Here is a 24673-nt window from a genome sequence, read left to right on the forward strand (position 1 = left end):
CTAATGGCATTGTTAAATGTAGAACAACTTTCGGTACATTTTGGTGATGAAGGTACCCCGTTCCGCGCCGTTGACCGCATCAGCTATAGCGTTGAGAAGGGGCAAGTGGTTGGGATTGTTGGCGAGTCAGGCTCTGGTAAATCAGTTAGTTCATTGGCAATTATGGGGTTGATTGATTACCCCGGTAGAGTCATGGCAAATGCGTTGCAGTTTGATGGTCGTGACTTGCTGACTATTCCAGAAAAAGAGCGTCGGCAGATTGTAGGGGCTGATGTTGCGATGATATTTCAGGATCCCATGACGAGTCTGAATCCCTGCTTTACTGTGGGTTATCAGATCATGGAAGCATTGAAAGTGCATCAGGGCGGTAGTAAAAGTACACGTAAACAGCGAGCGATTGACCTATTGGACATGGTTGGGATCCCTGATCCGAAATCAAGGCTTGATGTGTATCCTCATCAATTGTCAGGTGGTATGAGCCAAAGGGTGATGATTGCAATGGCAATTGCTTGTCGGCCAAAATTATTGATTGCTGATGAACCTACCACTGCGCTAGATGTGACTATTCAGGCACAAATTATTGAATTATTGCTTGAATTACAGCAGCAAGAAAATATGGCATTGGTACTAATTACTCATGATCTTGCATTAGTTTCTGAAGCTGCTCACCACATTATTGTGATGTATGCAGGTCAAGTGGTTGAGTCAGCAAAAGCGACTGATATTTTTAAACACCCTCGCCATCCCTATACTCAGGCGCTGTTACGTGCTCTACCTGAGTTTGCCACTAATAAATCAAGGCTTGCTTCTTTACCGGGGGTTGTGCCAGGTAAGTACGATCGCCCACAAGGTTGTTTATTAAATCCACGCTGCCCATATGCAACGGAGCGTTGTCGTGTTGAAGAGCCTGAATTGCGCTCAATTGGGGATAGACAAGTAAAATGTCACATGCCGCTGGATGATATGGGGAGGCCAACACTATGAGTGAAAATAATCATAAACCCTTGCTACAGGCCATTAATTTAAAGAAATATTACTCAGCTAAAAGCGGTATATTTTCGGCTGAAAAATTAGTGAAAGCACTTGATGGTGTTTCTTTTGAGTTAGAAAAAGGCAAAACGCTCGCAGTGGTGGGTGAATCAGGTTGTGGCAAATCAACGCTAGGCCGTTTATTGACAATGATAGAGCAGCCAACAGAAGGTGAGCTGTACTATCAAGATCAAAATTTGCTAGTGAAAGATAAAGCGGCAGAAAAATTACGTCGTCAGAAAATTCAAATTGTTTTTCAAAACCCATATGGTTCTTTGAATCCACGTAAAAAAGTGGGGCAGATATTGGAAGAACCTTTATTGATTAATACTTCACTGTCGAAAGAGCAGCGTAAAGAAAAAGTATTATCGATGATGGCGAAAGTGGGATTGAAAACAGAGCATTATGATCGTTACCCACATATGTTTTCAGGGGGCCAACGTCAGCGGATTGCGATTGCCCGTGGTTTGATGCTCGATCCTGATGTGGTTGTTGCTGATGAACCTGTTTCTGCGTTGGATGTTTCAGTTCGTGCACAAGTTCTAAATTTAATGATGGATTTACAGCAAGAACTTGGCCTTTCTTATGTGTTTATCTCACATGATTTGTCAGTAGTTGAACATATCGCTGATGAAGTGATGGTGATGTACTTAGGTCGTTGTGTTGAAAAGGGAACGAAAGAGCAAATTTTTAATGATCCTCTACATCCATATACTCAAGCACTGCTGTCTGCAACACCAAGGCTAAATCCTGATTCAAGGCGTGAGCGGATCAAATTAACAGGTGAGTTACCAAGCCCAATGAATCCACCTCCGGGCTGTGCTTTTGCCGCGCGTTGCCGCCGAGCGTTTGGTCAATGTACTCAGTTTCAACCGACACTTAAAGAGTATGATGGTCAGCTAGTTGCTTGCTTCGCCGTTGATGAAGATGAAAAAAATACCATGATTGTGAGTTAATCTTAATAAAATGGCAGAAAATATATTTTTTCTGCCATTACTTTAGGGAATTTTGCGTCTTTAACTGAAGGATTTGCTCCTTGTCTTAATTACATAAACTTTCATTTTTAACCGCTCATTTCTCGATAAAATCAAGTATACTCAGTAACACCCTATTATATTCATACCCCATAAAACCCGTCTTGTTGGGCGCGGTATCCGAATTTATATATATTTGGCTTGATTAATAGCCTGTATTCTATTGCAGTGATGTAATATTGGTTTGAAGTTGTACACTGGGTATGAAATGGTGTAGTGGGGGCGGTTTTGTCTGGCAATTAAGGCGCAGACAAAGAGTATGTAATCTAAAAGAAGCTTGGTGAAGAAGGTTTCGTTGACATGAAGACCCGAGTTCAGCGTTCATTGACATTAAAAAGTATGGTTGCATTTTTTGTGATCACGTTGATTTCGCTCGCCCTTTTTTTGGCAATTCAATTTAGCTATCTGCTTGAGCAAAGAAAAAGTGATTATCTGGATCAGCTTAGTAATGCGGTTGTGCAAATACAAAAACCACTCACTGAGTCATTATTAAGCTCTGATCTGAATGAAGTGAAGCGTTTGCTGGTCAGTTTAAAAACGTCAGGTATTATGGGGAAAGCTATCGTCACGGTAGATAATACCACTGTGATGAGTCTCGATTTTGCTACGGTTCGCCCTATCCCTGATTGGGCGATAAAATTTACCGGTATCCCTGTTGAGATGACGATACCTTTATATGCTTATGGTAATTCGTTGCTAACAGTCAAGCCACAAGGGTATTTGACGTTACAGGTCGACTCCAATCGTGTTTATCGTTTTGCCTTTAATACATTGGCTTTAATGATAACGACCTATTTATTGCTGGTTTTGATTATCGCAATTGCGATGACGTGGTGCGTAAGTCGAATGATTGTCAGGCCATTACGCAAAATTGCGTTAGAATTACAGGATGCCAATAATCAAGATATTCAAATTTCAAGTTATCATGAAGATGATGAAATAGGTTTATTGGCAAAAAGTTATAACCGTCAAAGAAAACAGCAAAATTCAGATTAACGGGTGAACATGTAGGGGGCTTTGTGGTCTAATAACGTTACTATACTCGTCATGCTTTAAGGCTACAGCCGTTTTCGCTGAGGTATGGTGATGATATTCGCTCACATCAATGACATGATGTGTATGTTTCTAGCGACTCACCCACTTGTCACCTAGCTGAATCTCGAATTATTTAGAGTATAGTGAGTATTATTAGAGTGTGAAATGAACCATATCGTTCAACCCTATAATTAACGCTTTTGGTTAATTTATCAGTCACACTTTTGCGGTTAAATACAAGGATAGAAAATACATAGGGGTTTACATGCAGGGGTTGAAAATTCGCTACACTATCAGTGTTGTACTATTATCAGTGGCTAGTTTTGCTAGTGCTGAGCCATTACAACCTGATCCAGCATGGCAGCAAGGGAAGCTAGAAAACGGCTTTAGCTGGCAGCTGCTACAGACACCGCAACGTCCTAACGACCGCATTCAACTTAGGTTAGCCATAAAAGCTGGCTCACTGTCAGAAAAGGCGAATGAAAAAGGCTATAGCTATCTCATTCCTAAAATGGCGTTATTGCATCAATCAGAAGCATTCCCCGCGACAACGTTACAAAATTTTTGGCGTCAGGCAACCGATCCTGATATGCCTATTCCACCCGCGGTGGTTTCTTACGACTACACAATTTATAATTTAAGCTTACCACACAATAAACCCGAGCTACTCAAACAAGCCTTGAATTGGCTAGCAACTTCTGCGGCTGGGGCCACCTACACAGAAACGTCATTGAGTAATGGTTTGAGTGTGACTAATGCGCCTGTTGCAACTTTACCTGTTGATGCGAGTGATCCTGTATGGCGTGCACGTCTGAAAGGCTCAGCCATGATGGGGTATGATCCCGGCCAAAAAATTAAGCATGATGTTGACCTTGAAAGCATTAACGAGTTCTATCACAAATGGTATACACCTGATGTGATGACATTATATGTTGCGGGTCATGTCGACTCACGTATGTTGTCGGATGCTATCTCACAGACTTTTTCGTCATTAGAGGGTAAACGCTCAGAGCCTGTTTCTGTTGCCGTACTATCACAGGTTAAACCACAATCTATTGATATCCTCCAAGAGAAACAAGTTAACGACTCGTTGTCTTTGATTTGGGATATTGATTGGCAACCAATCAATGATTCGGTGGTACTGTTGCGCTATTGGGGAAGTGACTTAGCGCGTGAAGCGCTATACCGCTCATTGCAAAAAACCTTTAACCAAAAATTCAGTCAAGATGAAGTCACATCTAATTTGGATTGCCGTGTTCAATACCAAAAAGCAAGCTGTACTTTGACTGTCGCTGCGGCTCCTGAAAAAATGATGGCGGTGGCTGATGTTGTGCTGAATGAGTTATCAACGATTAACCAAAATGGTATCTCACCTGAATTATTTGATGAGATGATCAATGAGAAGCAAGCTCAGCTTTCTCAACTGTTTGCTGCTTATGCACGTACTAGCACCGATGTCTTGGCTAGCCAGCGTTTAATTTCCCAGCAAAATGGTGTGGTTGATATTGCACCTGAGCAATACCAGCGCTTAAGGCAGTCTTTCTTAGTTGGGCAGACGTTAGAGCAAGTCAATATGGAAGTACGCCGTTTATTGTCCCAAGAGGCGGCTTTTGTCTTGACGCAACCGAAAGAAAAACAATTGATGGATGCGGAGCAAATTCGGCAGAAATTCACTAAAGTTTTATGGCCTCAAGCAGAGTCATCCTCTGCTGCTGAGGTTGGCTCTAATACCGCGAAAGAACCGGCAGTGAAAGCACCACAGTAACTATTTATTCTTTGAATAATTTCAGGTGCAGTTAGCTGATAAGTGAATGAGTTGCGAGCAGCAAAGATAAGTATACAACTAGTGTAAGTGAGCGTAGTCAGCATACCTTGATGAAAGCGCTTGTCACTTGAAGTGTAACGGGTATAGCCATTAACCTGATTAAGGTTAATGGCTAATCATTGATTAACCATGTGTGAGCATGGCTTCAATAACTTCAATTAATACTTCTCTTGACTGTTTATCATCAACAAATCCTGCCGCACTGGTTTTTGTACTTGGTGAGTAATAAGCGACAGAACCCCAAAAACCAAGGTGTGAATAGAGTGTCATGCCATTCACAATATTCACCATGATCCCTAAACGATACTCTTGTGCTCCTTCATGTTCACCAGCACTTAACATAATTTCTAGTGTTTCTGACTGCTCAAATATTTCCCCGTTGAATAACGCTTCAAGGAAAAGCGCCATTTGCCGAGAAGAGGTGATCAGCCCCCCGCCCCCGTAGAGATCCATTGATGCATGAATATGTGTGCCTTCGATCTCTTTCAAATATTGACGAGCACGAGGAGCCTCAGTGGTCGGTTGCTCTAAACACTCCCAATAAGCACTATCTAGTCCTATTTTATTGAAGTTTAACAATGTTCTGACTGCGAGGCCAAGTGATTGGCCAGTAAGGCGCTCAATAATATCACCGAGTAAAATATAACCAGTATCTGAATAAATAAAGGTTTCAGAAGGTGCAATTATCGGAAACTGCTTGCGTGTATAGAGCTCTATTTGTTCCAAGCGACTCCATTGATAATTGGGCTTAGCAAGTACTTGTTTGAGATATTGCTCATCAGCGTGATCGAACAACCCGCTGCTATGGTTAAGTAGATGTCTAATCGTAATATTATGCGTGTTATAATTTTCACTCAGTAATTGATTGAATTTAGGGTCGATATGCTGCGAAATTGCATCATTTAGCGACAACTTTCCCATTTCAACTAATCTTAATATGGCGGCTGCTGTGAAGGTTTTGCTATTACTGGCAATGCGCAATGGGGTATCAACCGTTAGTGGTTGGCCAGAAAGGTCGCTACCTCTTGCACAGAATGTACTGATGCTATTTTTTATTTGATTGTGATAGTACAAAACAACGCCGCAAGGTAGATCTTCTAATCGTTGCATATATTGTGCTGTGCTCATTTTGCTAATCCCCTTAATGCTTCAATACTGTATGAATGTTGTATGTGTTTTATAAGATACTTTAATTGTTTCAAAAGCATGTGTTCAGAAAGGCTCTTAGGTGCAAGTTGAGACGATTAGCGATTGAAATGCATCAAAAGCGGGCACTTGATAACCCCTTCGATAAATTAAATAGGTATCACACTCTACAATAGGCAATGAATTAATTGATAGCTGCTCTTGAGGCATTGATTGAAGTAATTTTTCAGGCAATAAAGCCACGCAACTTCCTGCACTGACACAAGCTATCATGGCATGGTATGAGCTGAGTTGATGGATATGCCAATCAAGTTGACTAGGAATATTCAACCACTGTTCAGCGATATATCGGTAGCTACAGCCAGCCGCAAAGGTAGCTAGAGAGCGCGTTTTGATATCTGAAGGACATCTGGCTAATTTATCTTGTTCAGGTAGCAGTAAGAGCAATTGCTCTCGCCATATTTTTATTGCTTGTATCCCCATTTCATTGAGTTGGTGAACATCATATCGCCCTGATGCAACAAACGCACAGTCAAGCTTTTCACTACTTACTTGTTCGATTAAATCCTTTGATGTTCCTGTAGTGAGTAGTAACTGTGTTGTTGGGTTTTTTTGATGATATGTTGCAAGTAATGAAGGCAAACGACACGCAGCGGTACTTTCCATACTGCCTATTCTGAGTTGACCACCTTCTCGGCCTAAACTGGTGACATGGCGTGCTTCTTGCTCTAAAGCAAGCAATCGATGCGCATATTGTAAAAAGCGTGAGCCTGCTTCTGACAGTAGCATTTGTTTACCTTGACGGATAAACAGCAGCTCCCCGAGATCGGCCTCAAGTTGCTGAATTCGTGTTGTAATGTTTGATGGTACTCGCCCAAGGCGAGTGGCTGCACGCGTCACACTGAGTTCTTCAGCGACCGTACAAAATATTTTCAGTGATTCAGAGTTCATTTTCTTTTATTGTGAATATGATGCTATATTTATTCTTAATTATAGAATGATAGCAGTAAACTTACCTCATAAAAAGGAAGAACAATGAATAATTCAGCGTTATTTCTACAACGTTTTGGCCTGCGCTACCCTATTATTCAAGCACCTATGGCAGGTATTTCAACACCTGAGCTGGTTGCTGCTGTATCAGAGGCGGGTGGATTAGGCTCTTTAGCTTTAGGGGCAAGCTCAGTTGAGCAAGCAAGAAAAATGATCGCGGCGACTCAAGCGCTAACGAATAAGGCATTCAATGTGAATGTATTTTGCCATTTAACACCAACTCGTGATGCTAAAGTAGAACAAGCTTGGGTTGATTATCTCTCGCCAAAGTTTGCTGAGTTCAATGCGGTTCCACCTGTGCAGCTTTCGGAAATCTACCAATCTTTTTTAGATAACCCTGAAATGTTAGCGTTATTTTTGGAAATGAAACCTGCCATAGTTAGCTTCCATTTTAATCTGCCTGCAAAGCATGTTGTTGAACAGCTACAATCTCAGGGAATCTACACCATGGGAACCGCAACCAATTTAGCTGAAGCTCTATTGATTAAAGAGACCGGTATTGATGCGATTGTTGCCCAAGGCATTGAGGCCGGTGGGCATCGCGGTATGTTTAATGTCGATGCGGATGATGAACAAGTAACCACTTATGATTTAGTGCAATTACTATCACAACATATTGATCTGCCAATTATTGCCGCTGGCGGCATTATGGATGGACAAGATATTTTAATCGCTCTTGAAAAGGGAGCCGTGGCGGCTCAGTTAGGTACTGCGTTTATTTTATGTCCTGAATCAGCGGCGAGTGATGCCTATCGGCAAAAACTTAAAAGCCAAGAGGCGGCTAATACGCAATTGACTGCGGCTATTTCAGGGCGTCCAGCAAGAGGTATAGTGAATCAGTTTATTCGTATTGCTCAGCAAGAAAATTGCCCGAAAGTACCTGATTATCCGATAGCTTATGATGTTGGTAAGCAGCTAAATGCGGCTGCTAGCCAATCTGGTAGTGATGATTTTGCTGCTCACTGGGCGGGTCAAAATGCATCTAAAGCACGTGAAATGCCAGCAAAAGAATTAATAAAGGTATTAGTTAAAGAAATGAATATTTAAAATTATTTGTTGATGGGGATGGCAAACCATCCCTTCAATATGTTCTATGGCGTGAGTGTTTGATTGTCTTTACTATCTTTTGGCTCATCGGTCGCTATCCATGCCGCGCAAAACAGCGTTAGCCTAGCGAAGAAATAGAAAAATGCCATCAACCCAATCACAGAACCAAATGCCGCGCCAGAGGGTGATGAGGCTAGATTTGGTAAGATCCAAGTCATGATGGTTTTAATCACTTCGAAGCCAATTGCTGCCAATAAAGTGCCTTTTAATAAAGAAGAACGGCGGTGTTGCATACGTGGTAGGATCCAAAAAATCCATAAAAACAGTAAGAAGTTAGCCGTAATCGAAATCGCTAGACCAATCAGTGTCCAAACGGGCCTTAGCCATTCAATACCATCTAATCCAAGTGTTCTTACTATGGTGGCTTGCGCAGAGCCTGCGACAGAAGTCAGTGTGATGGTCACGATCAAAGCAACCAGTAAACCGATTAAAGCAAGAAAATCACGTAAATAGCGGAAATAGATTTTTTCGTGTTCATCTTCATTACGCTCCCACACTGGGCGTGATTGCGCCAAGATGGCTAATCGCAAGTTATTAACCCAATTGACCCCCGAATAGACCGCTAACGCTAAACCCGTTAGTCCTACGGTTGTGCGTTGGCGAATAGCAGTATCGATAGTTCTTTCTAAGGTGCCAGCAAGTGTTGGGTCACTAATACTAGTCGAGATTCCACGTATTAGGCGTTCTAATAGCTCTGGATTGCTGGCTAGCACGAAACCGGCAGCCGCAAAGGTAAACATTAATACGGGGATCAGAGACAGAAAGGAAAAATAGGTGATCGCTGCACCGAACTGGTTACCCATTCGGTCGGTAAAACGTTGTGCGGTACGGATCAAATGTGCAATAAAAGGGATCGCACAAATAAAATTCACAACCCGCATAGAAAATGTGAGTGCCTTTTTACTATTATCGATACTTTTATTCAGTGTAGATTTTAATTTGTTGGTGTCTTTTTGCTCTTCATCCTGCATATTCGACATTCTATCCCCTTTGCTACTCATCATGTGTTTTATCTAGTTTTCGCTATAATATAGCTTAAATTAACCAAACTTTTTACCTCAAAGCCTATTTCAATTTACAAATAGGCTTTGAGGCCTCATGACTATGTTATATAAACAGGGTTAATTACTGTTTTTATCTACTTGTAACACTTCAAGGTATAGAGTTGCTCACCTATCTGTTTCTTGAATTATTTTGAATATAACTCAAGTTCAGCTTGGGCTTCCTTCAATTCAGCTTTAGCTTCTTCTAGTTTACGTTCACGTTTAGCAATTTTAGCATTATCGCCTGTTTCTTTTTCTTCGAGCAATTCAGCTTCTCTTTCTTGAACCTTTTCCTGTTTTTGGGCTACATTTTTTTGACTATCACGATAAAGCGACTCAGGTGTACAATAAGTATTCACATTATCTAGAGCTCTTTGTAACCCTGCAATGCGGTGTGTATTACCGTGCTTTTTGGCGTAATCAATTTGAGTTTCAATCTTTTGTTTTTTAATATCGCAGCCATTTTGTTTGTTGGTGGCGGCGAATGCAGAAGTTCCTGTTAACAACAGAACGGTAGTTGTGGTTGCTATGATTAAATTACGCATTTTTACCTCTCAATGACATTTTAATTTAATTTAGGATAACTTTTTATTTTGCTGAGGTCATGTTAAATTCATCAAATTAGGAATAGTGCTAATTTGAACGAAAGTTCGCTATACTATCGCAAGATAAAAACAGCTCATTCAGTCTATTTATTCACAGACTATCTTTAAAGAATTTATTCGATAGTTGCCATGCGGGTGACTATGGAATTTCCTCAGGAAATAAGAGTATCATGCTAAGTTACCGCCACAGTTTTCACGCAGGCAATCATGCAGATGTGCTAAAACATACTGTTCAAAGCCTCATCATCGAGTCTCTCAAAGAGAAAGAAAAGCCTTTTCTATATGTTGATACCCATTCAGGTGCTGGCCGCTATCAATTAACGGGTGAGCATGCAGAAAAAACGGGCGAATATCTGCAAGGAATTGCGCGGATCTGGGAACAGCCCGACTTACCTGAAGAACTTGTTCCTTATATGAATATTGTTCGCCAAATGAATGATAGTGGGCGACTACGTTATTACCCAGGCTCGCCTTTACTGGCTAAGTATTTATTGCGTGAGCAGGATAAATTAGCCCTGACTGAGTTACACCCTACCGATTACCCGTTATTACGAGCGGAATTCTCTCGTGATGCACGTGCACAAGTTTCTAAAGGCGATGGATACCAACAGTTAAAAGCCAAACTTCCACCTCCGAGTCGTCGTGGTTTTATGTTAATGGATCCACCTTATGAACTGAAATCGGATTACGAAGCTGTTGTAAAAGGCATTGTTGAAGGATATAAACGTTTTGCAACAGGGACTTATGCTATTTGGTATCCAGTGGTATTACGTCAACAAATCAAGCGAATGCTCAACCAATTGGAAGCCACAGGGATCCGCAAAATACTGCAAATTGAGTTAGCTGTGCGCCCTGATAGTGATCAACGTGGTATGACTGCATCTGGCATGATTGTCATCAATCCGCCATGGAAACTTGAACAGCAAATGAAAAATGTTCTGCCTTGGTTACATAAAACACTTGTCCCAGAGGGAACAGGGCACACGTTAGTTGAATGGGTTGTACCTGAATAGGCAAAACCTATTGCATTAAAAGGAAATTCCTATCCATTGAAACTATTGTGCTTAGAGGGATAATTAGCATAATGGTAAGTATTAGCTTTTTAATTAATCAATACTCTAAATAGTTCGAGATGCAGGTAGGCGGCAAGCGAAGATAGACGGGGAGCATAGATGAACTATGTGACTCGGCCAGCGGAGCGCAGCCAACAACCCTGCATCTTGAAGTATGACGAGTAAAAATGGGATAACCAAGTTATGAGCAAGCATTACGACTATATTGCAATTGGTGGTGGTAGTGGCGGCATTGCTTCGATGAACCGAGCAGCGATGTATGGACAAAAATGTGCCCTGATCGAAGCGAAAGCATTGGGTGGAACCTGTGTAAACGTCGGTTGTGTACCAAAGAAAGTGATGTGGCATGCTGCACAAATTTCAGAAGCGATCCGTGCTTACGGTCCTGACTATGGTTTTGACGCGACAATTAACCGTTTTGATTGGAAAACTTTAATTGCGAGCCGTACAGCTTACATTGATCGTATCCACCAATCTTATGATCGTGTTTTAGGTAATAACAAAGTTGATGTGATCCACGGCTTTGCCCGTTTTGTTGATGCACACACTGTTGAAGTCGATGGTGAAATTTATACCGCTGATCATATTTTAATTGCAACGGGCGGTCGTCCTGTGATCCCTGCTATTCCAGGTGCAGAGTATGGTATGACATCGGATGGTTTCTTTGAATTAGAAGAGCTACCAAAACGTGTTGCTGTGGTTGGTGCTGGCTATATCGCGGTAGAGCTTGCAGGGGTATTAAATGGTCTTGGTAGTGAAGCGCATCTATTTGTGCGTAAACATGCACCGCTTCGCTCATTTGATCCTCTGATTGTTGAGACGTTAGTGGAAGTAATGAACACTGAAGGTCCAACGCTGCACACTGAATCAGTACCAAAAGAAGTGATTAAGAATGCAGATGGTTCTCTGACTCTGAAGCTAGAAAATGGCAAAGAGCAAACGGTCGATGTGTTGATCTGGGCAATTGGTCGTGAGCCAATGACAGATAACCTAAATATCGAAGCGACTGGTGTAGAGCTGAATGATAAAGGTTATATCAAGGTTGATAAATACCAAAATACTAATGTTGCAGGTGTTTATGCGGTAGGTGATAACACGGGAGCGGTTGAATTAACCCCAGTTGCTGTTGCCGCAGGTCGCCGCTTATCTGAGCGCTTATTTAATAATAAGCCTGATGAACATTTAGATTACAGCAATATACCAACGGTTGTATTTAGCCACCCACCAATTGGTACTGTTGGATTAACTGAGCCTGAAGCGATTGAAAAATATGGCGCAGATCAGGTCAAATGCTATAAGTCATCATTTACGGCGATGTACACTGCTGTGACCTCTCATCGCCAGCCATGCCGTATGAAATTAGTGTGTGCGGGGGCTGATGAGAAAATTGTCGGTATTCATGGTATTGGCTTTGGCATGGATGAAATCTTACAAGGCTTCGCAGTAGCGCTGAAAATGGGTGCAACGAAGAAAGATTTCGACAATACCGTGGCGATTCACCCAACTGCGGCAGAAGAATTTGTCACGATGCGTTAACTACCTCAGTAAATAGGTCATATAATAGGCTGAATCTATTGGATTCGGCCTTTTTCTTGAGTGATTGATGAAATCTTATTTATTACTTTGTTTATTTCTTATATTTGGAAATTCTTTTATGGCCTCAGCAAAAGGAATGACCTCTTTTTACTCATATCTTGATAAAGAAACTCAGCTTGAGGGAAAAATATTTATCGATGGACAGTTGATGGCAACACTGGATCCTACTAATCAATCATCTCACGTTAATACGACTCCTGCTTCTATCGCTATGTTTTCAATTCCTGAAAATGCGCAAACTTTGAAAATAACTGGCTCTTTAATTAATTCAGAAGGGAAAAAGCGCCATTTTGACCATCAATGTAAGATTGTTGATATTGGCGTGGAGACAGCGGCATTACACGATGATAATCGTACGGTGATACAACGGTTACAAGCGCTTTTCAATTTACTGGATGATGATAATTATTTCGAAGAAAATACAGGTAATACATTAGCCCTAAAAGCGAATCTACCAACAAAAGAATTTTATCAAGAGATTGAAAAACGTTTAAATGTCACCCTGCCTGAAGTGATTAAAGTGATTGATCAATATGATATTGAAATGAGTAATGAGGGTTATTTTGTTGATGTTAAAGACATGGGCAATGTACTTGATTTTTTAGCAGAACGCTCATTTCCCGAAGACTTTATTGACGCACTATCTGCTGATAGTAGGGTCGGAAAGCTTTATCAACGTAGCTTAGTGGTTTATTTTTTTGTTGGAGATGGCTATGAAATGTTAGCTTGGGATCCTCAGGGGCAGTGGTTTTGGGTTCATGACCATGATATTTATTCTCCAGTCTTTTTTAAAGAGAGCCAAAAAAAATTCACTGATGAGGATGTCGTAGTGACAATGCTAGCTTCCTATTTTCTTGGTGATTTTATGTTTGATGATAATATCTGTTTTGTTGACTCGGCTCATCCAAGAGGAAATATAACTATCTCTTTCAAACGAAAAGGTTTTTATTCTTCTAAATTGATCCCTATATTTAAAAATAGGAGTTTTGAGTGGAGGTAATGTTATTTGGTAAACACCACATTGATCCGGTTTGATAGTAAGAAATAAGGGATCCAGATCACGACACCAATAATACCGGATATGACATTGCCTAAATCGGTGAATTTGAGCTGTATGCCATATAACATAGTAGGAATAACAGTAAAGTATAATGAAGCAAGCAGTGAAAAGATATAATAGGTAATCATCACTTTACGTATGCCTTTTTTACGCATGAAAAAACGCCATGAAGCATAGAGTGTGATCAGAAAGTTGAGGAGTAAGCACCCCATTGCTCCAATTAAATAGCTGTTCAAAAAACTACCATGCTTTAAATAGCTGAATATTACCTGTGTAAAATGATAAAGCTCCCAAGGAATAACCAATAGACTAATAATTAAACCTAATGCAGGTAGATAAAGTACATCATTAATTTTAGTCATCTCAATTTGTTCACATCGGTCACATAGGCCTGATGCTTTATTTGCTTCAACTAAATTGCATTCATTACAATTCATCGACCTATTTCCTATGTTTAATCAAATACGACATTAATAAAGCGTGGCCTATTTTTTCTCGATAAGCCACATATAGTTACTGGCTTTTTTGCCACCAAGACTCAATATAATCAGCGATTTGCTCAGGATTATTAATATCCAACTGGGGCAACACAGTATCGATAATTTGATTGCTTGCAACGGCAATGACATGTTGATCGAGCAGATCATCAAGAGGCTTTCCGACTTCAGCTCTAAACAAGGCGATTTTGCTGATCGTTTCATGTTTAAACCCTTCAACCAATATCAGATCTAGTGAATTTGCATCAAAACGGCTAGCAAGATATTGCAGATCTAACTCTGTATCGTTATCAGGTGTTTCCGTCATTAGCGCCCAACGTTTTTGGCTTGCCACCAGCGTTTGATCGGCACCTGCTTTACGCAACTCATAGCTGTCTTTACCTGGTTTATCAACATCCATATCGTGATGGGTATGTTTGACTAAACCAACTCGAATATTGCGTTGACGTAGTAATGGGATCACTTTTTTTAATAGGGTTGTTTTACCTGTACCACTGTATGCAGTGATAGCAAGTAGGGGTAGCGATTTCTGGTTCATCATTATTTTTGTTGCAGCTCCCAGTTGAGACTCTCTTCGGGTGTGTTCAAGTTAGTAAATGCGCCTAATTGTGATGGAAAAACAACGCATTTTGCGGCGATTTCCTGCATAAAGAACATTAGCTTACGCTCTCCTCGGGCGAGATATTCATCTAATTTTGGTGCGAGAGAACAATGAATTAAAGCAAATGTAGGATGGTCACGTTCAGTATCATTCGCATAGCAAGCGAGGCTGTCACCTTTATTTTCAAAGAATGTTACCGCAAGATCTAATGGAAATGCAGGAACATCACAAGGAACAAATAATAGCCATTCTGTTTTGGCTGCGTGCAATGCTGCTTGCATACCAGCGAGCGGCCCAGAAAAATCTTCGGTAAGATCTGAAATAACTGGGAACCCACTTTGTTGATAACGTGCTTGATTACGATTAGCGTTGATCATCAATTGCTCGACTTGAGGTTCAAGGCGCTCGGCAATATGTTGGTAAAGTGGTTTATCAAGTAAAGTGATTAGGCCTTTATCTTGCCCGCCCATACGTCGGCCTAAGCCGCCAGCCAAAATCACCCCCGTAATGGATTGTCGCATGTTCAATATCTCTGAAGATCTTCAATAAAATGTTTCAACATACACAAAAACACATATTCGTTAAAATTTATACGCTAAATAATGCGAGTTATAGGCTGGCGATAAACTAAGATAGGCGGGGAGTATAGACAAACACTATGACTCAACTCGCTAAGCGTCGTTAGTGTACCTTAATGGAAGCCCTGCATCTTGGAGTATCACGAGTATATAAATTCAACGAATATTCATGCATATCATGCATATTAAGGTTAAACTTTACGTAGCTTGACATCAATTCGCTTTTTCTCTTGTATGATATCAATTAATTTGGCCTAAATATTTGTGATGAAGGAATATACATGAAATGCCATCGCTTAAATGAAGTTATTGAGCTAATACATCCTGTATGGAAGGACAACTCAGATCTAAATCTTGTTGAATTATTGCAAAAACTAGCTGATGAAGCAGGGTTTAAAGGCTCATTATCTGAGTTAACGGATGATGTACTGATTTATCATCTGAAAATGCGTGGTACAGAGAGTAATGAAGCGATCCCTGGTTTGAAAAAAGATTATGAGGAAGACTTCAAAACGGCATTATTACGCGCCCGCGGTATTATAAAAGACTAACATGCAATGAATAACGTTGAACAATCGCATTTTCATTTTAGCGAAATATCCCCTGATTTAATCCTTGATGCGCTGATGGAAGCGGGTATTTACCCTGAATCAGGATTAACTGAGCTAAATAGCTATGAGAATCGGGTTTATCAGTTTCAAGATGAAAACCGTAAACGCTTTGTAGTCAAATTTTATCGCCCTGAGCGTTGGAACCGTTCACAAATTCAAGAAGAACACGATTTTACGCTTGAATTACAAGATGCTGAATTACCTGTTGCCGCTCCGCTCGAATTTGCAGGACAAACCGTATTAGAGTTTGGCGGTTTTATGTTTGCTATTTTTCCGAGTATTGGTGGTCGTCAATATGAAGCGGATAATCTATTCCAACTGGAAGAAGTTGGTCGCTTATTAGGTCGTACCCATCAAATCGGTAAAAAAAGTACTTTTATGTTTCGCCCTACACTAGGGGTAACCGAATATCTTGATCAACCTCGCCAAATCATGGCGCAAACTGAGTTGATTGCGCCAAAGTGGAAAGAAACCTTTCTCGAATCGCTGGATAAATTAATCGCTCAAGTGAAAAAAGATTGGCCGGTTATTACATCACCGCTGCGTTTACAGGGAGATTGTCATCCGGGGAATATCTTATGGCGTGATGAGGCATGGTTAGTGGATTTTGATGATGCACGCAATGGTCCAGCAGTACAAGATTTGTGGATGCTATTGAATGGTTCTCGCCAAGAGCAAGTGCTTCAACTGGACACTTTGCTTGAAGCTTATAATGAGTTTTGTGACTTTGATGTGAAAGAACTTAAGTTAATTGAACCGCTAAGAGCGATGCGAATGGTTCATTACTTAGGGTGGATTATTCGCCGTTGGCAGGATCCTGCTTTTCCAAGGGCGTTTTCATGGATCAGAGAGGACGATTTTTGGCAAAGACAGTCTATCGAATTTGCTCAGCAACTTGAACGGTTGCAAGAGCCACCTTTGCAGTTAGCCCCTCAATTTTAATAACTCAATGAGTTTTTTGGAGAATATAGTATATGAAAAAAATTATGTTGGCATTAATTGGTATAGCCATGTCATTTGGGGCTGCCGCCGCAAATTATACGGAAGGTAAAGAGTACACTGATATTAAACAACCAGTGCAAAACTTACCGCAAGTGTTAGAGTTCTTCTCTTTCTATTGCCCACATTGCTATCAGTTTGAAAATGTGTACAAAGTGCCGCAAACGGTAGAAAAAAATCTACCAGAAGGCGTGAAAATGGAACGCTATCACGTTGACTTTTTAGGCCCATTAGGTCCAAATCTAACTCAAGCGTGGGCAGTCGCGATGGTGTTGAAAGTTGAAGATAAAGTCACACCAGTTCTGTTTGAAGGTATTCAAAAAACACAATCTATCAACACGCCAGCGGATATCCGTAATGCCTTCGTTAAAGCGGGTGTAAGTGGTGACGAGTATGATGCAGCACTGAATAGCTTTGTTGTAAAATCACTGGTTGCTAAACAGCAAAATGCAGCTCAAGATCTTAAACTGCGCGGGGTTCCAGCAATGTTTGTTGATGGCAAATACCAAGTTCGCAATAATGGTATTGCGGTTGAAAACGCAGCAGACTATGCGAAAGAGTTCTCTAACGTAGTGAACTATCTCGTTAATAAAAAATAGCCTTCTCTTGTGGCGGTGCGGTTTGCCGCCACATTTCAAAAATTGTCACACTCCGTAATCAATATCCACAATAGAGCAAAAATACTTTTTTTGCGCAGGATCAATGTTCATGTAGCTAACTCATTGATTTTATTTTCTTGTTTAACTACTTGATCTTTTCTTAGTTATTGAATCTAAGCCAGAACGCAGTTTTGCCCACAGAGTTATCCACAGGTTATAATAACCATTAACCATCAGAAAAAACATCAAAATAACGTGAATAATGTCTTGGTCGATTTTGAGTAGATGCAAACTCAACGTGTATCTGAAAGCACATTGTGGCATCCTATCAGCATTCATTCCTGACAAAAAAGATGATGACAGATTATGGCTCAGATAGCAGAAAATCCCCTTATATTGGTAGATGGTTCATCTTACCTGTACCGTGCTTATCATGCATTCCCACCACTAACCAACAGTGCGGGTGAACCGACAGGAGCCATGTATGGTGTGCTCAATATGTTGCGTAGCTTGATTATGCAATATAAGCCAAGCCATGTGGCTGTCGTCTTTGATGCTAAAGGAAAAACATTTCGTGATGAATTGTTTGAAAGCTATAAATCACACCGTCCACCAATGCCTGATGATTTACGTGAACAAATCGCACCATTACATGAAATGGTTGAGGCGATGGGGCTACCATTATTAGTGGTTTCAGGTGTTGAAGCTGATGACGTCATTGGTACGTTGGCAAGACAAGCGAGCCAAAAAGGGATCCCTGTTTTGATCAGCACGGGTGATAAAGATATGGCACAGCTGGTGGAACCGAATATCACTCTTATCAATACCATGACCAATACTATTCTTGGTCCTCAAGAAGTTGAAGATAAGTATGGTGTACCACCTGAGCTGATCATCGACTTTCTTGCACTGATGGGCGATTCATCAGATAACATTCCGGGCGTACCTGGAGTCGGTGAAAAAACGGCTCTCGCCTTATTACAAGGGATCGGTAGTTTAGAAAAAATCTATAATTCTTTAGATGATATTGCTCCGCTTGGTTTTAGGGGATCTAAAACCTTAGCGCCAAAAATGGAAGAAAATCGTGAACTGGCCTTCCTTTCATACCAACTTGCTACCATCAAAACAGATGTTGAACTCGAAAAAACCTGTGAGGAATTAGCGGTATCTGAGCCTAATGTCGATAAACTCCATCAGTTATTTAGTCGCTACGAATTCAAACGTTGGCTCGCTGATGTTGAAAGTGGCACATGGATGGATGCTAAAAATGGTAAGAGTTCAGCACCAACAGCCACTAAGTTTGAAAAGAAAGTAGAGGCAATTGTTGCAGCACCAATACTCAACGCTGAAAATTATCAAACTATTTTAGAGCAGGCTGATTTAGAGCGCTGGGTCAAAAAACTCGCCTCCGCACCACTGTTTGCCTTTGATACCGAAACCGACAGTTTAAACACACAAGAAGCGCGTTTAGTCGGTATGTCATTTGCTATTGAAGCAGGACGAGCGGCTTATTTACCTTTGGGTCATGATTACCTTGATGCGCCAGTACAATTGCCACTAGACGATGTTTTGGCTGCAATGAAACCGATATTAGAAAATGACAAAATATTGAAGGTTGGCCAAAATTTAAAATATGACGCTGAAGTGCTGCTCAACTATGGTATTGAGTTAAAAGGTATCGAATTTGACACTATGCTAGAGTCTTACGTGCTAAATAGCGTTGCAGGCATGGGGCGTCATGATATGGATAGCTTAGCTGAGCGCCATCTTAACCATAAAACGGTATCATTCGAAGAGATCGCAGGTAAAGGTAAAAAGCAGCTCACTTTCAATCAAATAGCACTTGAGCAAGCGGCAAATTACGCGGCGGAAGATGCCGACGTCACCTTGCTACTGCACCAAGCGTTGTACCCGCAGCTTGAAGCTGAGCCTAAACTGAATAAAGTGTTCCGTGAAATTGAAATGCCATTAGTTCCCGTTCTAGTCAGAATGGAGCGCACTGGTGTATTAATTGATGCGAATGTTTTAGCGGCTCAATCGAAACAAATTACCGCCCGTTTAGCTGAGCTCGAAAAAGAAGCCTTTGAATTAGCAGGTGAAGAGTTCAACTTGGCTTCGCCAAAACAATTACAAACTATTCTTTTTGAAAAGCTGCAATTACCCATTATCAAAAAAACGCCAAGTGGAGCAGCCTCGACCAATGAAGAGGTGTTGGAAGAGCTAGCGTTGGATCATGCGCTGCCTAAACTACTACTTGAGCACCGTAGCTTGGCAAAATTGAAATCAACCTACACTGATAAGCTGCCACTAATGATTAGCCCGAAAACCCAGCGGGTACATACTTCTTATCATCAAGCTGTTACTGCGACGGGCCGATTATCATCTCGTGATCCTAACTTGCAAAACATTCCAGTGAGAACAGAAGAAGGCCGTCGTATTCGCCAAGCATTTATTGCACGTAAAGGCTACAAAGTGGTTGCGGCAGACTATTCACAAATTGAATTGCGTATAATGGCTCACCTATCGCAAGATAAAGGGTTATTAACCGCATTTGCGGAAGGCAAAGATATTCACCGTGCAACCGCAGCAGAAGTATTTGGCGTTCCGCTTGAGCAAGTAACAAATGATCAGCGCCGTAGCGCTAAAGCGATTAACTTTGGCTTAATTTATGGTATGAGCGCATTCGGTTTGGCGCGTCAGTTAGGGATCCCTCGTGGTGAAGCGCAGCGTTATATGGATCTCTATTTTGAGCGCTATCCAGGTGTGTTGCGTTATATGGAAAACACTCGCCACCAAGCGTCGGAACAAGGCTATGTAGAGACATTAGAAGGACGTCGTTTGTATCTTACTGATATTAAATCAAGTAATGGAATGCGCCGGAAGGCTGCTGAGCGTGAAGCGATCAACGCACCAATGCAAGGAACCGCAGCGGATATTATCAAAAAGGCTATGATCGCCGTTGATAGCTGGCTGCGAGCAGAGAAACCTAATGCTGATATGTTAATGCAAGTTCATGATGAATTAGTATTTGAAGTGAAAGAAAGTGAATTAGATGGGGTGATCGCAAAAGTGCGTGAACTGATGGAACAAAGTATGCAACTTGATGTTCCGTTGAAAGTTGATGTCGGTATTGGTGAGAATTGGGATGAAGCTCACTAAGTAAAATCAGATCTGAGTCGGATAATAATTTATTCGACTCAGGTTTATTTAAATATATTAGGTTAAGTTTCTATATATTCTATTAATATATAGAATATATATGAAGATTTGATATTATTATTGAAGTTTAAACTAGTTATAAAATCAAGATTACCAATCATAAAAAAATAAGCTTTTTATATTGTTAACTGGGAATAAATATTTCATCTTCTAGCATGTTATTGATACGTTGAATGCTATTTTCATTTAAAGATCCTTGTAAATACTCCATTTTTAATTGGTTGATAATGTAATCGTATTGAGCATTCGATAATTTTTGTTTTGATTGATAAAGAGCGGAAGTTGCGGACAGCACATCGACAATGGTACGTGTGCCTACTTGATAACCTGCTTCTGTAGCATCCAATGAGCTTTGAGTCGAAACGGTAAGTTGCTTATAGGCATTAATATGACTGATTGATGATAAGATATCATTGTATGATGAGTTGACTTGGTGGATAAGTTTTCGAATATCGCTTTCAAGTTGCTCTGTTTTAGCTTGAAAATCATATTGAGCTTGTATGACTTGAGAATTAACCGCATTGCCTTGATAAATTGGTAAATTTAATGAGAGAGCCGTTTGGTTTTTTCCAGAATGATTATTTGTTTTATACAGATTTTCGAAACTATTTTTATCATACTGAGTACTATTGAGAGTTGTAGAGGCATTTAAAGTCACTACCGGCAAATGCCCACTTTTAGCGAGAGATATTTTATCATTTGATATTTCTTGTGTAAGTCGAGATTTTAATAAGCTAAGGTTTTTAATTCGAGCATTTTCAAGTAGAAATGTGATGTTATCGGGTTTGGTGGGTTGTAACTTATTAATATTGAGTTTCGCTAATTGAGTATATTGTACCCCACTGATTTTTCTTAATATCTCAACTGAATTCTTCAATTCGTTGTAACCTAGAACTTCTTGAGCAATGATACTGTCATAGTTAGCTCTCGCATTTTGTACATCAGTGATGGTGGTTAGCCCTACATTAAAGCGTTGTGTCGTTTGATCTAGCTGATTATAAACAGCAAGTTTATGGGCTTTTAGATAAGTGAGAGCATCAATAGATTTCAATATATTAAAGTAAGAAATAGCTGTTTCTAACAAAAGATCTTGTTGACTTACTTGATAATTAATATTTGATACAGCAGCATTCTTTTCTTGGATGGATAATGATTGCCATTTAGATATATCAATTATGGATTGTATTACATGTAGAGATACTTCGGAGTTTTTAATGTTTTTTTTGTTATTTATTTCATCACTATTTTTATAACTTGAATTAGCAGTGACATTTAGCTGAGGAAGTAATGGGCTACGAGCCTCATCTATTTTTTTATAGGCTTGATAACGCTCACTTTCTATTTTTTTTAATACAGGATTGTTATCTTTCGTTATTTTATAAATTTGCAATAAGTCCTCTGCGTTACAATTATAACCTATAATTATTGAACTCATTAAAATAAATAATTTAATTATTTTATTCATTAGTGTTGATTCCTAATTAGTTTCTGAAAATTTTTAAATGGGATATCAAGAAAGATATTTTAATTAAATTATAACTCTGCTATTAAAATGTAAATATAAAAAATCGAATTTAAAAATTTAATTTAATGTATATGTTTTGCTATATAAGCCCACTTGATTAAGTTAGGGTGAAAATGAGTTTATTGTACTATCGAACGTAATCTATATTTAGTTCCTAAGAACGATTGTCACAGTACATTTTTTTACCTCAATATAGCGTTTTATCTTTTGTGGCGACAGGCTTATCTCAGAGCCAAAGGATTAATCATGGAACGCTTATTTTCTCCAACTGCATTTCAAGGGCAGGTAGTACTCGTCACTGGTGGCGCTCAAGGTATTGGTTTAGCGATTGTTGAAGCCTTTGCTAAATTAGGTGGTTTAGTCATTGTAGTGGATTTACAGCGTCAAAAGGCACAGCAAGTCGCCACCTCATTAACTGAGCAGGGTTATCACGTTGATGCAGAAAGTTGTGATTGTTCTGTACAACAGCGAATTAGTGCATTAGTGGCAAAAATAGAACGTGAATATCATCGATTAGACATTGTGGTACATAATGCGGCCTATTTTCCATTGACTGATTTTATGCAAATTGATGAGCCATTATTACAGAAAACGCTGAGTGTTAATTTAATAGCACCATTCTATTTAACCCAAGCGGCTCAGCCGTTAATGAAAAAGCAAGGTGGTGGACGTATTTTGATCACCTCTTCAGTCACTGGGCCAAAAGTGGCTTATCCAGGATTAGCTCACTATGCGGCTTCCAAAGCAGGAGTGAATGGTTTCATTAAAGCTGCGGCACTTGAATTAGCCCCTTTTGGGATCACTGTTAATGGTGTCGAACCGGGTATGATCCGTACACCCGCCATGGCTAATTTAGGTGATGAACAGCTTAATCAGAGTATTGCGCGGAATGTGCCATTAGGGCGCTTAGGTGAAGGGGAAGATATTGCCGCGGCGATGGTGTTTTTAGCATCGCCTGTAGCGAGTTATATTACAGGACAAACCATTGTTGTAGATGGCGGGGCATTGTTACCCGAGACAACGATTTAATCAGCAACAGCCTACATTTCCAATCGAGGTGTCTTACAAGTGCCACAATGTAAGAATGGCCTTTATTCTTTTGTTATAAAACTGTCACGATTGCTAGTTATCATGATTGGTAATGCAAGCTTTTACAATGACTATTTATTCATATTATGAATGAATAGTTTATTTTTTGCTCTTATTAGCGTCGTTATACTTAGTTAGTAAAAAAATTTACATTACATATTAATGCGACTTAGCTCTCATAAATATGTAATAAAAATACGGTTTTTGGCTTTTGAAACGATGTTTTATTCGCTGAATCGTAGTAAGCATTGAAAAAAAATTACATAAAAGCTTTTTTTTGTGCAAAGAATCAAGTAAAGTATACGGCGTAGGGTACAGAGGTAAGATGTTCTATCTTTCAGACCTTTTACTTCACGTAATCGGATTTAGCTGAATATTAGCTGCTCTAGTCAATATTTTTGACTGGAGCATTTTTTTATCTGAAATTCGACGTATTGATATAAATCTGCCGTTATGCGCCAACAGCATGACGCACAAGGAAATAAATGGAAATTAGGCTTGTGTGCTATACCAGCTATCGAGTTTGATACGCAGTTTATCGATCCCAATCTTTTTCAGCGCAGAAAAATATTCAACCTCAACATCACCACCTAATGGTTCAAGTGTTTGGCGAACTTCCATTAGCTGTTTTTTTCTGGCGCCAGAAGCGAGTTTATCTGCTTTAGTGAGCAATACCAAAACAGGGACTTCCATCGCAATCGACCATTCGATCATTTGCATATCCAGATCTTTCAATGGATGACGTATATCCATCAGTACAACCAGCCCTTTGATACATTCTCTTTTTTGTAGGTACTCACCAAGCGCTTTTTGCCATTTGCGCTTCATTTCTTCAGGAACTTCGGCATAGCCGTAACCCGGCAAATCGACTAAACGAATCCCTTCTTCAACCTCAAATAGGTTGATAAGTTGTGTTCGCCCTGGCGTTTTACTGGTACGTGCTAAACTTTTTTGTTGGGTTAGTGCATTTAGTGCACTGGATTTTCCTGCATTGGAGCGGCCTGCAAAGGCAACTTCTATACCCGTATCTTTAGGTAGATGACGGATATCGGGTGCACTGATGACAAATTTTGCCATGTGATAATTATGATTTTTAATTGCCATTGGTTGTTCTCCCTGAGTTTACCTTTTGAGGCTCAGGGATTATAGCTATAGGAGACAGACAAACAAAGCTAAAATGGCAGTTGATGCTTATATGCTCTTTCAACCTGAGTGAGTGAGCTCATTTCACATGATGAAAAATACAATTTAATCAGTATTTATATAAATTAGACTATATTTGATGAGGAGAGGGCGATTTGGCGTAAATAAAGGTAAATATTCAACAATATAATAATCTTCGCTCTAGAATT

General features: G+C 40.1%; 22 protein-coding genes. 13 read left to right on the forward strand and 9 right to left on the reverse strand.

Annotated elements, in window-relative coordinates:
• The first annotated feature begins 3 nt into the window (after window positions 1-3).
• From dppD to M1E96_RS01365, 4 genes are all read left to right on the forward strand, one after another.
• Window positions 4-984 carry a dipeptide ABC transporter ATP-binding protein gene (gene dppD, locus M1E96_RS01350; RefSeq protein WP_140186273.1) on the forward strand — a complete coding sequence of 327 codons (981 nt, stop codon included), beginning with the start codon at window positions 4-6 and terminating at the stop codon, window positions 982-984.
• The gene (gene dppF / locus M1E96_RS01355) at window positions 981-1985 is read left to right on the forward strand and encodes a dipeptide ABC transporter ATP-binding subunit DppF (RefSeq protein WP_070929409.1); all 1005 of its coding nucleotides are present in this window, start codon (window positions 981-983) and stop codon (window positions 1983-1985) included. The genes dppD and dppF overlap by 4 nt, the downstream gene beginning before the upstream one ends.
• A 378-nt stretch (window positions 1986-2363) precedes the next feature.
• The gene (locus M1E96_RS01360; RefSeq protein ID WP_272580483.1) at window positions 2364-3059 is read left to right on the forward strand and encodes a HAMP domain-containing protein; all 696 of its coding nucleotides are present in this window, start codon (window positions 2364-2366) and stop codon (window positions 3057-3059) included.
• Window positions 3060-3363: 304 nt separating this feature from the next.
• Window positions 3364-4863 (forward strand): pitrilysin family protein, encoded by a 1500-nt coding sequence (locus M1E96_RS01365; protein ID WP_272580482.1) that lies wholly within the window; start codon window positions 3364-3366, stop codon window positions 4861-4863.
• Between the two features lie 183 nt (window positions 4864-5046).
• On the opposite strand, the gene M1E96_RS01370 is transcribed toward M1E96_RS01365, so the two are convergent.
• A complete protein-coding gene (locus tag M1E96_RS01370; RefSeq protein WP_272580481.1) occupies window positions 5047-6051 on the reverse strand; it encodes a serine hydrolase in 1005 nt (334 codons plus the stop codon).
• Window positions 6052-6147: 96 nt separating this feature from the next.
• Window positions 6148-7020 (reverse strand): LysR family transcriptional regulator, encoded by an 873-nt coding sequence (locus tag M1E96_RS01375; RefSeq protein ID WP_272580480.1) that lies wholly within the window; start codon window positions 7018-7020, stop codon window positions 6148-6150.
• An 84-nt stretch (window positions 7021-7104) separates the two neighbouring features.
• Here M1E96_RS01375 and M1E96_RS01380 point away from each other — a divergent pair, with 84 nt between their 5' ends.
• Window positions 7105-8166, forward strand: coding sequence for a nitronate monooxygenase family protein (locus M1E96_RS01380; protein ID WP_272580479.1), 1062 nt, complete (start codon window positions 7105-7107; stop codon window positions 8164-8166).
• 44 nt (window positions 8167-8210) lie between these two features.
• On the opposite strand, the gene yhjD is transcribed toward M1E96_RS01380, so the two are convergent.
• Together yhjD and M1E96_RS01390 are read right to left on the reverse strand one after the other, a co-directional pair.
• Window positions 8211-9206 (reverse strand): inner membrane protein YhjD, encoded by a 996-nt coding sequence (yhjD, locus tag M1E96_RS01385; RefSeq protein WP_139158705.1) that lies wholly within the window; start codon window positions 9204-9206, stop codon window positions 8211-8213.
• A gap of 209 nt (window positions 9207-9415) precedes the next feature.
• Window positions 9416-9814, reverse strand: a complete 399-nt coding sequence (locus M1E96_RS01390; protein WP_070929404.1) for a DUF1090 domain-containing protein — start codon at window positions 9812-9814, stop codon at window positions 9416-9418.
• Window positions 9815-10044: 230 nt separating this feature from the next.
• On the opposite strand from M1E96_RS01390, the gene M1E96_RS01395 reads away from it, so the two are divergent.
• The 3 genes from M1E96_RS01395 to M1E96_RS01405 all read left to right on the forward strand — a co-directional run bounded on the left by M1E96_RS01395 (window position 10045) and on the right by M1E96_RS01405 (window position 13543).
• Window positions 10045-10887 (forward strand): 23S rRNA (adenine(2030)-N(6))-methyltransferase RlmJ, encoded by an 843-nt coding sequence (locus M1E96_RS01395; protein WP_140186267.1) that lies wholly within the window; start codon window positions 10045-10047, stop codon window positions 10885-10887.
• 243 nt (window positions 10888-11130) lie between these two features.
• The gene (gene gorA / locus M1E96_RS01400) at window positions 11131-12483 is read left to right on the forward strand and encodes a glutathione-disulfide reductase (protein ID WP_070929402.1); all 1353 of its coding nucleotides are present in this window, start codon (window positions 11131-11133) and stop codon (window positions 12481-12483) included.
• A gap of 67 nt (window positions 12484-12550) precedes the next feature.
• Window positions 12551-13543 (forward strand): hypothetical protein, encoded by a 993-nt coding sequence (locus M1E96_RS01405; protein ID WP_319067854.1) that lies wholly within the window; start codon window positions 12551-12553, stop codon window positions 13541-13543.
• A gap of 2 nt (window positions 13544-13545) precedes the next feature.
• Here M1E96_RS01405 and M1E96_RS01410 read toward each other — a convergent pair whose 3' ends face one another.
• The 3 genes from M1E96_RS01410 to mobA all read right to left on the reverse strand — a co-directional run bounded on the left by M1E96_RS01410 (window position 13546) and on the right by mobA (window position 15228).
• The gene (locus tag M1E96_RS01410) at window positions 13546-14040 is read right to left on the reverse strand and encodes a DUF2569 domain-containing protein (RefSeq protein ID WP_272580477.1); all 495 of its coding nucleotides are present in this window, start codon (window positions 14038-14040) and stop codon (window positions 13546-13548) included.
• A gap of 76 nt (window positions 14041-14116) precedes the next feature.
• Window positions 14117-14638: a molybdopterin-guanine dinucleotide biosynthesis protein MobB gene (gene mobB, locus M1E96_RS01415; RefSeq protein ID WP_140179791.1), complete on the reverse strand. Its 522-nt coding sequence runs from the start codon at window positions 14636-14638 to the stop codon at window positions 14117-14119.
• Window positions 14639-14640: 2 nt separating this feature from the next.
• Entirely contained in the window at window positions 14641-15228 is a 588-nt protein-coding gene (mobA, locus tag M1E96_RS01420; protein WP_319067852.1) for a molybdenum cofactor guanylyltransferase MobA, read from the reverse strand.
• 332 nt (window positions 15229-15560) lie between these two features.
• Here mobA and M1E96_RS01425 point away from each other — a divergent pair, with 332 nt between their 5' ends.
• The 4 genes from M1E96_RS01425 to polA all read left to right on the forward strand — a co-directional run bounded on the left by M1E96_RS01425 (window position 15561) and on the right by polA (window position 20647).
• On the forward strand, window positions 15561-15830 hold the full coding sequence (locus tag M1E96_RS01425) for a YihD family protein (protein ID WP_070929397.1): 270 nt from the start codon (window positions 15561-15563) through the stop codon (window positions 15828-15830).
• A 6-nt stretch (window positions 15831-15836) separates the two neighbouring features.
• Window positions 15837-16832 carry a serine/threonine protein kinase gene (locus M1E96_RS01430; RefSeq protein WP_318707883.1) on the forward strand — a complete coding sequence of 332 codons (996 nt, stop codon included), beginning with the start codon at window positions 15837-15839 and terminating at the stop codon, window positions 16830-16832.
• Between the two features lie 32 nt (window positions 16833-16864).
• A complete protein-coding gene (dsbA, locus tag M1E96_RS01435) occupies window positions 16865-17488 on the forward strand; it encodes a thiol:disulfide interchange protein DsbA (protein WP_272580474.1) in 624 nt (207 codons plus the stop codon).
• A gap of 366 nt (window positions 17489-17854) precedes the next feature.
• Complete coding sequence (polA, locus tag M1E96_RS01440) at window positions 17855-20647, forward strand: DNA polymerase I (RefSeq protein ID WP_272580473.1); 2793 nt, start codon at window positions 17855-17857, stop codon at window positions 20645-20647.
• Window positions 20648-20831: 184 nt separating this feature from the next.
• On the opposite strand, the gene tolC is transcribed toward polA, so the two are convergent.
• Entirely contained in the window at window positions 20832-22172 is a 1341-nt protein-coding gene (tolC, locus tag M1E96_RS01445; protein ID WP_337979744.1) for an outer membrane channel protein TolC, read from the reverse strand.
• 306 nt (window positions 22173-22478) lie between these two features.
• Between tolC and M1E96_RS01450 the strand changes: the two genes are divergently transcribed.
• Window positions 22479-23261: an SDR family oxidoreductase gene (locus M1E96_RS01450; protein WP_272580471.1), complete on the forward strand. Its 783-nt coding sequence runs from the start codon at window positions 22479-22481 to the stop codon at window positions 23259-23261.
• A 552-nt stretch (window positions 23262-23813) separates the two neighbouring features.
• On the opposite strand, the gene yihA is transcribed toward M1E96_RS01450, so the two are convergent.
• Window positions 23814-24425 (reverse strand): ribosome biogenesis GTP-binding protein YihA/YsxC, encoded by a 612-nt coding sequence (gene yihA, locus M1E96_RS01455; protein ID WP_140179623.1) that lies wholly within the window; start codon window positions 24423-24425, stop codon window positions 23814-23816.
• Window positions 24426-24673 lie beyond the last annotated feature (248 nt).

This window comes from Providencia sp. PROV236 (genome assembly GCF_033676985.1).
Taxonomy (GTDB): domain Bacteria; phylum Pseudomonadota; class Gammaproteobacteria; order Enterobacterales; family Enterobacteriaceae; genus Providencia; species Providencia manganoxydans.